This window comes from Gordonia sp. CPCC 205515 (assembly GCF_048537925.1).
Taxonomy (GTDB): domain Bacteria; phylum Actinomycetota; class Actinomycetes; order Mycobacteriales; family Mycobacteriaceae; genus Gordonia.
Genome location: NZ_JBCLVJ010000007.1, coordinates 122,531 through 136,068 on the forward strand (window position 1 = coordinate 122,531; position 13,538 = coordinate 136,068).

The window sequence follows — 13,538 nt, forward strand, 5'->3', positions numbered from 1 at the left end:
ACACCCTTGACCATATACCCCATGGGGTATACTTGGATCAACTGGCAGAAAGGACAGACGATGGTTGGCGACGACGAATCGATCACCGTGGTACTCAACCGGTTACGTCGAGCACACGGACAGCTGGCCGGCGTGATCTCGATGATCGAGCAGGGCCGCGACTGCAAGGACGTGGTCACCCAGCTGGCGGCGGTATCCCGCGCGCTGGACCGGGCCGGCTTCAAGATCGTGGCCACCGGACTGCGGCAATGCCTGACCGGTGAGCAGGCGGACAACAGTGAACCCATGACCGAGGAGCAGCTGGAGAAGCTGTTTCTCGCCCTGGCTTGAGAAAGGACACCAATCATGGAACTCGGCTACACCACCACCCTGCCAACCACTTTCGATGATGCGGTCGCTCGCACGCGAGAGGCGTTGACCGAGCAGGGGTTCGGCGTGCTCACCGAGATCGACGTCACCGCGACACTCAAGAAGAAGCTCGACGAAGAACTGGAGAACTACCTCATCCTCGGCGCGTGCAACCCACAACTGGCCCACCGCGCGCTCGGCGTGGACCGACAGCTCGGATTACTGCTGCCGTGCAACGTCGTCGTCCGCGACGACGTCGAGAATCCCGGCACGGTGATCGTCGAGGCGATGAATCCCGACATCATGGTCGCGGTCACCGATGAACCGGATCTGCGGGCCGTTGCGGCCGACGCGTCGACGAAGCTCAAAGCAGCGATCGCCAACCTGACCGCCGCGGTCGCGTCGTGAGGTGGGGACGATGACCGAACACGCACCGACGGTGGACATCTATGTCGATCCGGCCTGCCCCTTCGGCTGGGTCACCTCCCGCTGGCTCGCCGGTGTCGCCGAGCGTCGTGGTGTCGAGGTGACCTGGCATCAGATGAGCCTTGCGGTCCTCAACGACGGCCGCGAGATGGACGGCGCACACGCCGAGCGAATGGTGACCTCGCGTCATGCCGGCCGACTCCTCGCCGCCACCGCCGACCTCGTTCCGGCGAAGGACCTCTACCTCGCCCTGGGGCGGCGACTCCACACCGAGGGCTTGGCACTGACCGACGACGTCGCGGCTGCGGCACTCACCGAGTGCGGTCTCGACTCGGCGTCGACCACGGCGATGTACGACGACCGATGGGATGACGCGGTCGCCGAGGCGCATCGTCGCAGCCAGGAGGCGCTCGGCGGCACCGGCGGGTGCCCGATCACCGTCGTCTCCGGTCGCGCCTTCTTCGGGCCGGTGCTCACCGAGATACCGTCGACGGACGAAGCGGATCGGTTGTTCGACGGACTCGTTGCGTTGTCCGATGCACCCGCATTCGCCCAGATGGAACGACCGCGGGTCGGTCCACCGAAACTCGAGGAGGCTGCCTGATATGTGTTACGCGACCACCTGCCGTGTGTGCGGCAAGACAACGTGGGCCGGCTGTGGTGACCACATCGACGACGTGAAGGCGTCGGTGCCGCCCGAGCAGTGGTGTCCGGGACACACAGAGCAGCCCAAACGCGGCCTGTTCGGCCGCCGCCACTGACACCGGTGTGAGACGCGCCCGGGCGCGGTGCGCTGGTGTCGGTGCCGCCGTCGCGGGGCCAGTACGCTGTGGAAGCGATGACCACAGAACACCCCCGATCGTCCGACGCTGCGCCGGACCTGACAGCCGCTGATCCGACCGTGCACCGACGGGTCAGTCGTCGTTCCGTGCTGGTCGGCGGCCTCGGTGTCGCCGTGGCGGGCGGACTCGCCGCCTGTGGGTCGCCGGGGGCGACGACCGTCGAGCCACGCAAGCTCGAAACCCATGCCGCCGACGATGAATTGCCGTCGGAGACCGAGACCGACACGGCCCAGACCCCGGGTGGGCCACGGGTGGTCACCGGAAGTTTCGTGTCGGCGAAAATGAACGGTCGCGAAACGAGGTGGGCGGTGGCGCGGCCGAATGGGGTGTCCGGGCAGCTGCCCGTGGTGATCGTGCTGCATGCGCTGAACACGAATGAGAAGTCGATCTTTTCGTCGAAGCTGGAGATGCAGAACGTCCTGCAATCCTATGTGGATGCGGGCAATCCACCGTTTGCCATCGCGGCGGCCGATGCCGGACGCAACTATTACCACGCCCGGGTCGACGGGTCCGATGCTGCGGCAATGGTTCTCGACGAGTTCATGCCGATGCTCGCGTCGGACTCGGCGTTGAATCTCTCGACCGACCGGATCGGACTGTACGGCTGGTCGATGGGTGGCTATGGGGCACTACGCATCGGGGCGCTCCTCGGGTCGCCGCGGGTGGCGGCGATCGCCGTCAGCTCACCGGCGCTGTGGGCGGACCCGCGCAACTACCCGCCTCGCGCCTTCGATTCTTATGAAGACTACGAAGCGAATTCGCTGTTCGGGCAGCAGCAGGCCTTCGCGAAGATCCCGCTGTTGATCGCCATCGGCTCCAGTGACCAGTTCTTCACCTACACCCGGCAATGGGCGGCCGGACTGCACCCGCCCGCCGCCTTCGGGACGTCGGCGGGCGGGCACACCAACCGCTACTGGCGCAGCGTGCTACCCGATCACGTGGAGTTCTTGGGCCGCAACCTGGCCCGATGACCTATCAGAGGGTGATCCGGCCCTCGAGCGCGGCCTTGCCGATGTCGGTACGGTGATGTGCCCCAGGCAGTTTGATCTTCGCGATGCGGTCGTAGGCCTGCGCTCGGGCCTCGGCCAGGTCGGCACCGGTCCCGACCACGGCGAGCACTCGACCGCCCGCGGACACCACCGCGCCGTCGCCATCGTGTGCCGTACCGGCGTGCAGGACACCGTCGGTTTCTGAACCACTGATGACATCGCCGGTGCGCGGCTTTCCGGGATAGTTCTCGGCGGCGACGACGACCGTGACGGCCGCGCCGTCGGCCCACTCCAGCGGCGGGAGTTGGTCGAGGGTACCGGTGGCGGTCGCGTTGAGCGCTTGCCCCAGAGGTGATTTCAGCAGTGCGAGCACCGCCTGGGTCTCCGGATCACCGAAGCGGCAGTTGAACTCGACGACCGACGGCCCGTCGGCGCCGATCGCCAACCCGGCGTAGAGCAACCCGGAGAACGGCGTACCGCGCTTGGCGAGTTCGGCGGCGACCGGTTTGACCACGTCGTCGACGATCTGTTGCGTCACCGAGTCGGGCAGCCACGGCAGCGGCGTGTAGGCACCCATGCCGCCGGTGTTGGGGCCGGTGTCGCCGTCGCCGACGCGTTTGTGGTCCTGCGCCGGGATCAGCGGCACCACGGTGGTGCCGTCGACCAGGCTGAACAGGGAGACCTCCGGGCCGTCGAGGAAACTCTCGAGCAACACCGGGTGACCGCTCTCCAGGCATTCGGCGGCGTGATCGCGGGCGACGGCCCGATCGGGCGTGACCACCACGCCCTTCCCGGCCGCCAGGCCGTCGTCCTTGACCACCCAGGTCGGGCCGAATCGATCCAGTGCGGCATCGAGTTTGGCGGGGTTGTCGACGACTTCGCTGTGCGCGGTCCGGACACCGGCGGCGGCCATCACGTCCTTGGCGAACGCCTTGGAACCCTCGATCTGGGCTGCGGCGGCACTCGGGCCGAAGGTGGCGAAACCGGCGTCGCGCAGCGCGTCGGCGACCCCGAGTACCAGGGGCACCTCGGGGCCGATGACGACCAGGTCGGCGGCGACGCGCTTGGCCAGCGCCACAACCTCTTCCGACGACGCGACATCGACCGGATGATTGGTGGCCAGCGTCGAGGTGCCGGCGTTGCCGGGACCGACGTGGAGTTCGGTCACCGAGGGGTCCTGGGACAGTCCGAGGAGCAGGGCATGTTCGCGGCCGCCCGAGCCGATCACGAGTACGCGCACGGTGATGACTCTAGCGTTGACACAGCTCCGATATTCAGTTCGCCACCTCCACCCCCATCGACGCCAACGCCTGCGCCCGCCGCGGCACGCCGAACGCCTCGTCGAGCACCACGACCAGGACGGGCGCGAACGCCGCGACGACGACGGCCACGATCACCGACACGCCGGCGGCGGCCATCCAGACCGCGGCGACCAGCAACGCGATGACGCCCAGGCCGAGGAACACGGTGAGCGAGTCGAAGGGCAGCAGGTAGTCGTACATGGTCAGCACCCCGAGGCAGTAGATGCCGAGGGGAAGCGCGAAGGTGGCAACGACCATCCCGGGCCCGATGTGGGTTTCGTGCTCGATGTAGAGCGCGGCGACGTGGAGGCCCGCACCGACTGCGGCGGCGGCCATGAAGATGATGATGTGGCCGTAGCCCCAGACGAAACTCTTCTCACGGTGTCGGTGCAGGGCGTCACCGACCGGCACGATGAAGTACATCCACCACATCGCGAAGGTGGCGCCCATCGCGGCCAGACCGAGGACCGCGGTCTCCACCGACCACCCCTCGACCTCGATGAGTGCGCCGAGCACCGCGACGGTGCCGACCACACCTTCACCGAGCGTGATGATGGTGAGCAGCGAATAGCGTTCGGCGATGTGATGGGCATGCCACGGGGTTCCGGATGTGGCGCGTTCCCCGATCCACGGGCCGAGCAGCTCGATCAGGACGCACCCGACCATGGCGAGCACTGTCGGCAACGGCGTCATGTCGACGAGCATCACCGCCACCCACCCGATCTGGGCGAGGAGTGTCATGCCGGAGTAGATGAGGCACGCCTGACGGTATTCCGCACTCTGCGCGGCGGCGCGCAGCCACTGCGCCACCATGCCAACGCGCATGATGATGTAGCCGATGACCAGGACGCGGTTGTCGACGTGTTCGTGCTCGTTCAACGAGACGAAGATGTCGGGGATGCCAAGGGCGATGATGGCCACGCCGATCATCTGGACCAGGGTGACGAGCCGGAAGAACCAGTCGTCGGTGTCGAAGGCCGAGGCGAACCAGGCGAAGTTGATCCACGCCCAGATCGCGGCGAAGGTGCAGATCAAATAGCCGACCGTCGCCACCTGGTAGTGGCCTTCGGCCAGTTGGTGCGCGACCTGGGTGCCGGCAACCGAGAAGGCCACGACGAAGACCAGGTCGTAGAACAATTCGAGACTGGTCGCGACCCGCCCGTCCTCGTGCGGGTCGCGACCGGTCATCCGGCGCAGGGGGTGTCCGATCGAGAGCGTCACAGTCGAACTGTAGGCGCTGGCCGCATCAGCTACCCAGCATCGGCTCAGCTGGTGGGCGCGGTGAGGTCGTACACCGTGGTGCCGTCGATCGTCCGCGCAGTGAAGTTCGCCTTCACCCACTCGGCGATCTGCGCCGAGGGCCGCGAGGTGTCGGAGTTGCCGAACCCGCGTCCTCCGCCGAGGAAGTAATGGATCTTCTTCTCGGCGACCAGCTTCTGGAACTGCTCGAGGGTCGGCGACGGATCGGTGCCGTTGAAGCCACCGATCGGCATCACCGAGTATCCCGATTCCAGCTGGTAGCCCGACGCCTCGTTGGAGCCGACGGATGCGCCGACCCACGTGTACTTGTCGGCGTCGGTCTGCAGCATTGTCACCAACTGCTCGCTCGGCTTGGATCCGTTGAGGAGTCCGCCGGGGCCGCCCATGCCGCCTTCCCCGCTCATGCCACCCGGACCGCCTGCGCCGCCCGGTCCACCGGCCATACCCGGCCCGAAACCACCGGCCTGCCCGGCGCCACCTTGGGTGCTGCCGGGTGTGGGCATCCCGCCGGGGCCACCCTGGGCACCGCGACCACCTTGCCCGCCCTGGCCCCACATGCCGCCACCGGGGCCACCCGGTCCGCGCATGCCGCCGTGTCGTCCGCCGAATCCGCCCCCGCCGGGACCGAATTCGCCGTTGACCCGCGGCCCGGCACTGATGATCGATCCCTGCTTCGGGGTGGCGACGGTGTTGATGGTGTACGCGACGGGACCGGCGAGGGCGGCGATGATCGCCGTCGCCAGCGCCAGGGTGGACAGGTAGGCCCGATGGGCGACGAGCATGATCAGACCGCTGACGATGCCGAGGATCAACACCATCCATCGCAGCATCGGCACGAAGTCGGCCGAACGGTTCAGCAGCGCGAAGCCCCAGATCGCCGCGATCCACACCGCGACCGCGAGTACGATGCGCACCCAGAGTCGTTCGCGCGCAGTCCAACACACCGCAGCCCCACCGGCGACCACCGCGGCGACCGCAGGCGCGAGTGCCATCGTGTAATAGCTGTGGAAGATGCCGGCCATGAAGCTGAACACGGCCATGGTGACGAGCAGCCAGAGACCCCAGACCGCGAGATACGCGCGACGCGGATCTGTGCGACGGGCCTTGCCGATGATGACCAGCGCCGCGACACCGAGAACGAGTCCGGTCGGGATCAGCCAGGCGATCTGGCCGCCCTGCGCGGGTTCGAACATACGGAGCCAACCGGTCTGGCCCCACATGCCACCGCCGCCCGGGTCGCCGGGACCTCCGCCGGGGGGCCCGCCGAATCCGCCGGCATAGCCGGACATCTCACCCATGCGTCCACCGCCGGGCATCACGCTGCCCGTCTCGTTGCCGTTGAGGCGTCCGAAACCGTTGTAGCCGAGGGTCAGTTCGAGGATCGAGTTGTTCTGCGAGCCACCAATCCACGGCCGCTTGTCCGCCGGCCACAGCTCGACGGCGAGGATCCACCAGCCGGCACTGACGATCAGCGCGCCCAAAGCGGCGACCAGATGGCTGAGGCGCTTGATCCAGTTGTGTTGTCCGAAAGCCAGATACGTGATCGCCAACGGCGGCACGATCAGCATCACCTGCAATTGCTTGGTGAGGAACCCGAATCCGACGAACATGCCGGTCAGGAGCATCCACCGCAGCCGGCCGTCCTCGATGCCCTTGAGGGTGGCCCACACCGCGGCGATCATCAGCAGGACCAACAGGGCGTCGGGGTTGTTGAACCGGAACATCAGCGCCGCAACGGGAGTCACGGCCAGGGTGAGTCCCGCGAGGATGCCGGGCCAGTGGCCGAAGTACTTACGGGTGATGAGGTAGAGCAGAGCCACACTCGCAACACCCATGAGCGCCTGCGGGATCAGGATCGCCCACGAGTTGAGACCGAATATCCGCACCGAGATGCCCGGAATCCACAGGGACATCGGCGGTTTGTCGACGGTGATGGAGTTCGCCATGTCCGACGACCCGAAGAACCAGGCCTTCCACGATTGCGAGCCCGCCTGAATCGCCGCGGAGTAGAACGAGTTGGCCCACCCGTTCGCCGACAGGTTGACGATGTAGAGCACGGCGGTGCCGATGAGCAGCGACGCCAGCGAAAGAGGCTCCCACACACGGGCGTTCCGCCCGGACGCGGAAGCGCCGGGCGGAACGGGTGCGGTCGATGGAGGTTCGACGACGGTGGTGCTCACTGAGCGGTCCCTTCGGTTGCGGGGGCGCCGGTGCGCTCGAGATGGCCGCGGAACACCCACCGTAGGCCGACGAATCGGGTGGCGGTGGCGACGAGGTTCGCGACCACCAGAACGAACAGTTCGACGTGCTTGGAGGCCTCAGGCGCGAAGGCATGCAGGCCGGCGAGCGAGCCGGCGGTGACCAGCCAGCCGAATACGAACACCCCGAGCCCGAAGAGTTGGTGTTTGACCGCACCTTCCCGACCGGAGATGCCGAAGCTGAACTTGCGGTTCGCGGCGGTGTTGAGGACCGCGGTGATGGCCAGGGCGACGAAGTTCGACACCTGCGCACCCAGGATCGAGTGAAGCATCAGGTAGAGCACCGCGTAGGCGATGGTCGAGGCGACGCCGATCACGCAGAATCGGGCGAGCTGCCCGACCAGGCCCGGCGGCACGCCGTCGAGCTGAGGTCCCGGTGCCCGGTCGCGGCCGATGGTGGTGCGCAATTCGGCGATCGGCAGGCGGCCGGTACCCAGTGCGTAGCCCACGCGCGCGCAGCCCTTGAGGTCGGCGACCGCGGTGGCGACGATGTCGACGGTGCTGTTCGGGTCGTCGACCCAGTCGACCGGCACCTCCGCGATGCGCAGGCCGATCCGCTCGGCGAGGACGAGGAGTTCGGTGTCGAAGAACCAGCCGGTGTCCTCGACGTAGGGCAGCAGCAGTCGCGCGACGTCGGTGCGCATGGCCTTGAAGCCGCACTGGGCATCGGAGAACTTGGCGCGCATCGTCGTGCGCAGGATCAGGTTGTAGGAGCGCGAGATGAACTCACGCTTGGGTCCGCGCACGACCCGCGAGCCCCGCGAGAGGCGGCTGCCGATGGCGATGTCGGAGTGACCCGACTTCAGCGGCGCGATGAGCGGCATCAGCGCGTTCAGGTCGGTCGACAGGTCGACGTCGCAGTAGGCGACGATCTCGGCGTCGCTGGCCCGCCACACCGCGTTGAGTGCACGACCGCGCCCCTTCTCGTCGAGGTGGATGACGCGCAGGCCGTCCTGGTCGCCGGCTAGCTCGGCCGCGAGCGCCAGCGTGGAGTCGGTGCTGGCGTTGTCGGCGACGGTGATCCGCGACGGGTAGGGCACGTGGGTGTCCAAGTGCTCGCGTAGTCGACGCACCGACCGCACGATGTCGGCCTGTTCGTTGTAGACGGGAACGACGATGTCGAGGACGGGGGCCGGTGCAGAGCTGTCGGCCACGGTGGTGATGGCCGAGGCGGCCATCGGGAGCGCTTCTGCTGTCATGAGTCAAATATCGGTTCGCAAACTTCGTCCACACTGCGCCGTCGCTGGCAGGTTCCTGTGAACAACTCACCGTCCGCGGACCGTCTTGTCGGCCCCTGCGATTAGGTTGGCACCATGCCTGCCGAAATCGCACACCTGACCGCCGAGCAGCAGCAGGTCGCCGACAGCGTCATCGGGAGTCTGGCCGGCGCCGACGCACGGTTGCGGGACGACCAGCTCACCGCGGTGGCTGCGCTGCTCAACCCGGCGGCACGCGTCCTCGTCGTGCAAGCCACCGGGTGGGGAAAGTCCGCGGTCTACTGGACGGCGACGGCGATCATCCGGTCCGCCCACGGCGGTCCGACCTTGATCGTGTCGCCGCTGCTCTCACTGATGCGCGACCAGGTCGCGGCCGCCGAGCGCGCTGGACTGCGGGCGGCCACGCTGAACTCGTCGAACTTCGACGAGTGGTCGGTCATCGAAGGCGAACTCCGCTCTGGGGAGCTCGATGTGCTGCTGGTGTCGCCAGAACGCCTGGCCAACCCCGGATTCGGGCGGCGAGTCCTCGATGCGCTGGCCGGTCAACTGGGGTTGCTGGTGATCGACGAGGCGCACGCGATCTCGGACTGGGGCCACGACTTCCGGCCGGACTATCGGCGCGTCTCCGATGTGCTGCAGACGCTGAACCCGCAGACACCCGTGCTGGCGACCACGGCAACCGCGAACGCCCGCGTCACCGACGACGTCGCCGCCCAGCTCGGCGCCAACACCCTGGTCCTACGCGGACCGCTCGCCCGAAAGTCATTGCATCTCAACGTTATCGACGGGCTATCCCCGATCGAACGGTACGGCTGGGTGGCACAGTACCTGCCGACCCTGCCGGGCTCGGGCATCGTCTACGTCCTGACCGTCGCCGACGCCGACCGCCTGGTCGACGCGATCCGCGCGGTACAGGGCGCGGATTATCCCGTCGCCGCCTACACCGGCCAACTCGACGCCGACACCCGACATCGCCTCGAGGATGCGTTGTTGCGCAACGAGATCAAGGCACTCGTCGCGACCTCGGCACTCGGCATGGGGTACGACAAACCCGACCTCGGCTTCGTCGTCCACGTCGGGTCACCGCCGTCGCCGGTCTCCTATTACCAGCAGGTGGGTCGTGCCGGTCGCGCGCTCGACGAGGCGGTCGTGATGCTGTTGGCCGCGACGTCCGACGACGCGATCTGGGAACATTTCGCGACCGCCACCATCCCCGATCCGGATCGGATGAGTCGCCTGCTGGACACGCTGGGCAGCGCCGACGGACCGATGTCGGTGGTGCAGTTGGAGTCGTCGACCGGATTCCGCCGGGGCCGCGTCGAATTGATGCTGAAGCAACTCGCCGTCGATGGGGTGACCGAACGTGGACCCGACGGGTGGGAGTCGACCGGCAAGGCGTGGACCTACGACGCCGAACACTACGACGGGGTGCTCGCGGTGCGCCGGCGCGAAGCCGACATCATGCGTGATTACGTCGCCGGGCGGGAATGCCTGATGCAGTTGCTGACATCGTCACTCGACGATCCCGCCGCCGAGCCGTGTGGTCGGTGTTCGGTGTGTCGCGGCCGGTTGACCGAACCGCTGTCGGCGGAGGTGCCCGCCGACACGGTGCGCGCGATCACCGGTTCACTGCGCCGGTCAGCGCTGATCCTCGAGCCACGAAAGATGTGGCCCGGCGGCGACTTCGGGACCCGAGGCCGGATCGGCGCGGATCTGGCCGCCGAGCCAGGCCGAGTACTGGCCCATGCCGACGCACCCGAGTGGGCGGACCTGCTCCTCGATGCCCGCCGAGGCGACGAGCAAGCACTGCGTGATCTCGGCGATGCGGCGGTGGCGACGCTGTCGGCGTGGGTGCGTGAGGCCGGCATCCGTCCGGACGTGATCCTGTCGCTGCGCCTGACCGGCACCGTGCTCGCCGAGCAGGTCGCGCAACATCTCTGCGAGGTCGGCCGCCGGCCGGGCCTGCGGTTCCCGGTGCGCTCCGGCGATGGCCCCGGCCGCGACGCGACCGGGGCGACCGAGGCGACGTACTGGCGTGACCATCTCGGCGAGGTGCCCGAGGTGGCCGGTCAGGTGGTGCTGCTCGTCGTCGACGAATCCCGTTCCGGGTGGGCGATCACACTGGCCGCGACCGAGTTACGCAAGGCCGGGGCGACCGCAGTGTTGCCGTTGCTGATTCACCGCACGGTATGAGTGGTGCTGTTCGTAAATTCGTCCGGGGTATTCGGTGGAGCGATGGGCGACTGGCAAGGCGGAGGAGTGAGCGATGACAGCGTCATCGTGATCGACGACAACGCAGCCAGTCGTTCATCGAACGCCGAAGACCCCCGGCGAATTTACGGACAGGACCACTAGGTCAGGCGTCGGCGACGTACTCGCCGTAGCCGGTGGCCCGCAGCGCCTCCCGGATGCGCTCGGCATCGGCGTCGAGCTCCGCAGGCGTGATGTCCTTGCGCGCATTGCCGAGGTCGAAGGTTTCCGGGCTCGCCGCCGGGAACACGTGGACGTGCACGTGGGGCACCTCGAGTCCCGCGATCAGCATGCCGATACGGGGAGCGTCGAGTCCCTCCTTGATGGCGCGTCCGACCTTCTGCGCAACGTCGGCGAGATGGGTGAACGACGCGGTGTCCATCTGCTCCCAGTGGTCGACCTCTTTGCGCGGGACGACGAGGACGTGACCCGGCGCCACCGGCTCGATGGTGAGGAAGGCGACGGCCTGACCGTCCTTCCACACGAATCGTCCGGGCAGTTCTCCATTGATGATCTTGGTGAAGACGGAAGCCATGGGCGTCAGTGTATGTCCCCCGGCGTGGACGCCGCGGCGTTGTCGGACCTCCATGACATCCTTTCCCTGTGAGTCGACCAGAGTTCACCCGCGCCGCCCGGATCGTCAGTTCGAGTGACGTCGTGGCACAAGCACAGCGGTTCCCGCGGCTGCGCTACATGGGCTCGAAGTACCGGCTGCTCCCCCACCTCGAACAGACCTTCGCCGAGATCGGCGGTACCACCGCGGTCGACGCCTTCTCCGGTTCCGGCGTGGTGTCCTACCTCCTCAAGGCACAGGGTTTCGGGGTGATCAGCAACGATTTCCTGACCTTTCCGCACATCATCGCGCGGGCCACCGTCGCCAATTCCAGCGTCCGACTCGAGTCCGACCTGATCGAGGAGATCTGCGGGCCACCCGCCGACGACCGCGACTTCATCCGCAGCACCTTCGACGGCCTCTACTTCACCGCCGAGGATCGCGAGTTCCTGGATTCGGCGTGGTCCCACATCGACCTGCTGCGCGGCTATCGTCGCGATCTGGCGATCTCGGCGCTGGTGCTTTCGGCGGCGCGTAAGCAGCCGCGCGGGGTGTTCACGTTCACCGACTCGTCGCGCTACGCCGACGGGCGTCGCGACCTGACGATGTCGCTGCGGGACCATTTCCGGCTCCGCGCCGCCGGCGAGTACAACGCGACGGTGTTCAGCAACGGCCGCACCAGCCGCAGCACCAGCGGCGACGTGTTCGATCTCGACGTGAGTGCGCTCGGCGCGCCGCCGGATCTGGTCTATCTCGACCCGCCGTATGCGCCCCCGACCGACGACAATGACTACATCAAGCGCTATCACTTCCTCGAAGGGCTCTCCGCGTACTGGCGCGGCATGACGATCATGGAGCACACCAAGACCAAGAAGCTGACCAAGCGCTACACGCCGTTCGCGTACAAGCACAGCATCGAGGATGCGCTGGTTCGCACCTTCGAGCATTTCGAGTCCGCCGGGGCGATCGTGCTGTCGTACTCGTCGAATGCACTGCCCGGCGCGGATCGGATCGTCGACCTGCTGGGTAAGGTCAAACCGTCGGTCGAGGTGATCGCCATCGATCACAAGTACAGTTTCGGCACCCACGCCGCCGCCACCCGTCGCGACGTGAGCGAGTTCCTGTTCATCGGGCGCGACTGAGCCGCAGACAGATTCCGCAATGAGTGATGCCGGCGATTTTGATGACTACCTGAAGACGTTGGGACGCTTGACCTCCCACGTCGACCCGACCGCCTCGACACCGGAGGCCGAGCAGATCGTCGAGGTGGTCGACACGCTCACCGAGGTACTCGACACCGACCTCACCGGCCTCGCGGTGTGGGCCAGGGATCACGCCGACGAGGACTCGATCCTGCGGTTGGCGGTGGGACTCTCGCAGGAGAAGTTGCGCAACAATCTGCATCACAAGTTCGGCACGTCGTCGTGGCGAAAGGTCGCGCGCACACAGCCTTTCGAACTCGTCAGCTGGATGGACGAGGAGTTCGATCTGGTGCGCACACTGCGGGTCCAGATGGACCGCACCTACACCTTCGCCGACATTCTCATCGCCCGATCCGGCACCCGCGCCACCGCCACCCGCGCGGGCGAATCTGGCCGACGTATCGAGGACGAGATCGAGGCGATCGCCTCGGACCTCGGGTTGCCGTATGTCACCCGCTCCCGGTTCACCGGCCGGGGTGGTCGGGATGCGCCCGCGGATCTGATCGTCGGCCGCGACGGCGGCGCAGATATCGTGGTGGCCGCCAAGGGTTTCGACTCGACCGGCAGCAAACTGACCGACGCCGTGCGGGAGATCGAGGAGATGGCCGAGGTCCGGCTCCCGCGCCAGATGGTGCTCGCGGTGATCGACGGAATCGGTTGGAAGTCACGGCAAGCCGACCTACGACGCATCCACCAGTTGTGGGCCGATCATCTCATCGACGGGATGTACACCCTCGCCACCCTCGACGTGTTCCGCGACGATCTCGCCGAGTTCGCGCGGCTACAGCGTTTGTTGTGAGGGCCTCTGCTGCAACGTAAGTGGCCTCGGTGCGCACATGATCTCGATACGCTCGTCGCTAGCGCTCCTCACTACTCGATCAGCGTGTGGGGG

Annotated in this window: 13 protein-coding genes; 8 read left to right on the forward strand and 5 right to left on the reverse strand. The window is 67.1% G+C overall.

Annotation, left to right across the window (positions count from 1 at the left end):
• The first annotated feature begins 60 nt into the window (after window positions 1-60).
• From AAFP30_RS09660 to AAFP30_RS09680, 5 genes are all read left to right on the forward strand, one after another.
• Window positions 61-330, forward strand: a complete 270-nt coding sequence (locus AAFP30_RS09660) for a metal-sensitive transcriptional regulator (protein ID WP_419230147.1) — start codon at window positions 61-63, stop codon at window positions 328-330.
• A gap of 15 nt (window positions 331-345) precedes the next feature.
• Window positions 346-756 carry a DUF302 domain-containing protein gene (locus tag AAFP30_RS09665; protein WP_419229684.1) on the forward strand — a complete coding sequence of 137 codons (411 nt, stop codon included), beginning with the start codon at window positions 346-348 and terminating at the stop codon, window positions 754-756.
• A 10-nt stretch (window positions 757-766) separates the two neighbouring features.
• Window positions 767-1,378 carry a DsbA family protein gene (locus AAFP30_RS09670; protein WP_419229685.1) on the forward strand — a complete coding sequence of 204 codons (612 nt, stop codon included), beginning with the start codon at window positions 767-769 and terminating at the stop codon, window positions 1,376-1,378.
• 1 nt (window position 1,379) lies between these two features.
• Entirely contained in the window at window positions 1,380-1,535 is a 156-nt protein-coding gene (locus tag AAFP30_RS09675; protein WP_419229686.1) for a hypothetical protein, read from the forward strand.
• A 77-nt stretch (window positions 1,536-1,612) separates the two neighbouring features.
• Window positions 1,613-2,587 (forward strand): alpha/beta hydrolase, encoded by a 975-nt coding sequence (locus tag AAFP30_RS09680; protein ID WP_419229687.1) that lies wholly within the window; start codon window positions 1,613-1,615, stop codon window positions 2,585-2,587.
• A gap of 4 nt (window positions 2,588-2,591) precedes the next feature.
• On the opposite strand, the gene purD is transcribed toward AAFP30_RS09680, so the two are convergent.
• From purD to AAFP30_RS09700, 4 genes are all read right to left on the reverse strand, one after another.
• Window positions 2,592-3,845, reverse strand: a complete 1,254-nt coding sequence (gene purD / locus AAFP30_RS09685; RefSeq protein WP_419229688.1) for a phosphoribosylamine--glycine ligase — start codon at window positions 3,843-3,845, stop codon at window positions 2,592-2,594.
• A gap of 34 nt (window positions 3,846-3,879) precedes the next feature.
• Window positions 3,880-5,094: a low temperature requirement protein A gene (locus AAFP30_RS09690; protein ID WP_419230148.1), complete on the reverse strand. Its 1,215-nt coding sequence runs from the start codon at window positions 5,092-5,094 to the stop codon at window positions 3,880-3,882.
• Window positions 5,095-5,171: 77 nt separating this feature from the next.
• Window positions 5,172-7,346: an ArnT family glycosyltransferase gene (locus tag AAFP30_RS09695; RefSeq protein WP_419229689.1), complete on the reverse strand. Its 2,175-nt coding sequence runs from the start codon at window positions 7,344-7,346 to the stop codon at window positions 5,172-5,174.
• A complete protein-coding gene (locus AAFP30_RS09700; RefSeq protein ID WP_419229690.1) occupies window positions 7,343-8,623 on the reverse strand; it encodes a glycosyltransferase in 1,281 nt (426 codons plus the stop codon). Before AAFP30_RS09700 ends, AAFP30_RS09695 begins: the two co-directional genes overlap by 4 nt.
• Before the next feature lie 114 nt (window positions 8,624-8,737).
• Between AAFP30_RS09700 and AAFP30_RS09705 the strand changes: the two genes are divergently transcribed.
• A complete protein-coding gene (locus tag AAFP30_RS09705; protein WP_419229691.1) occupies window positions 8,738-10,834 on the forward strand; it encodes a RecQ family ATP-dependent DNA helicase in 2,097 nt (698 codons plus the stop codon).
• Window positions 10,835-10,997: 163 nt separating this feature from the next.
• On the opposite strand, the gene AAFP30_RS09710 is transcribed toward AAFP30_RS09705, so the two are convergent.
• Window positions 10,998-11,426, reverse strand: a complete 429-nt coding sequence (locus AAFP30_RS09710; protein WP_419229692.1) for an HIT family protein — start codon at window positions 11,424-11,426, stop codon at window positions 10,998-11,000.
• 158 nt (window positions 11,427-11,584) lie between these two features.
• On the opposite strand from AAFP30_RS09710, the gene AAFP30_RS09715 reads away from it, so the two are divergent.
• Together AAFP30_RS09715 and AAFP30_RS09720 are read left to right on the forward strand one after the other, a co-directional pair.
• Window positions 11,585-12,586: a DNA adenine methylase gene (locus tag AAFP30_RS09715; protein ID WP_419230149.1), complete on the forward strand. Its 1,002-nt coding sequence runs from the start codon at window positions 11,585-11,587 to the stop codon at window positions 12,584-12,586.
• A gap of 19 nt (window positions 12,587-12,605) precedes the next feature.
• A complete protein-coding gene (locus tag AAFP30_RS09720; RefSeq protein WP_419229693.1) occupies window positions 12,606-13,445 on the forward strand; it encodes a hypothetical protein in 840 nt (279 codons plus the stop codon).
• The last annotated feature ends 93 nt before the right edge of the window (window positions 13,446-13,538 follow it).

What these genes read in the sequence shown, in the direction of transcription:
- AAFP30_RS09680 (WP_419229687.1), top strand. Translation starts at nt 1,613, where the DNA reads ATGACCACAGAACACCCCCGATCGTCCGACGCTGCGCCGGACCTGACA.
- AAFP30_RS09690 (WP_419230148.1), bottom strand. Translation starts at nt 5,094, where the DNA reads ATGACCGGTCGCGACCCGCACGAGGACGGGCGGGTCGCGACCAGTCTC.
- AAFP30_RS09710 (WP_419229692.1), bottom strand. Translation starts at nt 11,426, where the DNA reads ATGGCTTCCGTCTTCACCAAGATCATCAATGGAGAACTGCCCGGACGA.
- AAFP30_RS09675 (WP_419229686.1), top strand. Translation starts at nt 1,380, where the DNA reads ATGTGTTACGCGACCACCTGCCGTGTGTGCGGCAAGACAACGTGGGCC.
- AAFP30_RS09705 (WP_419229691.1), top strand. Translation starts at nt 8,738, where the DNA reads ATGCCTGCCGAAATCGCACACCTGACCGCCGAGCAGCAGCAGGTCGCC.
- AAFP30_RS09665 (WP_419229684.1), top strand. Translation starts at nt 346, where the DNA reads ATGGAACTCGGCTACACCACCACCCTGCCAACCACTTTCGATGATGCG.
- AAFP30_RS09720 (WP_419229693.1), top strand. Translation starts at nt 12,606, where the DNA reads ATGAGTGATGCCGGCGATTTTGATGACTACCTGAAGACGTTGGGACGC.
- AAFP30_RS09700 (WP_419229690.1), bottom strand. Translation starts at nt 8,623, where the DNA reads ATGACAGCAGAAGCGCTCCCGATGGCCGCCTCGGCCATCACCACCGTG.
- AAFP30_RS09715 (WP_419230149.1), top strand. Translation starts at nt 11,585, where the DNA reads ATGGGCTCGAAGTACCGGCTGCTCCCCCACCTCGAACAGACCTTCGCC.
- AAFP30_RS09660 (WP_419230147.1), top strand. Translation starts at nt 61, where the DNA reads ATGGTTGGCGACGACGAATCGATCACCGTGGTACTCAACCGGTTACGT.
- AAFP30_RS09670 (WP_419229685.1), top strand. Translation starts at nt 767, where the DNA reads ATGACCGAACACGCACCGACGGTGGACATCTATGTCGATCCGGCCTGC.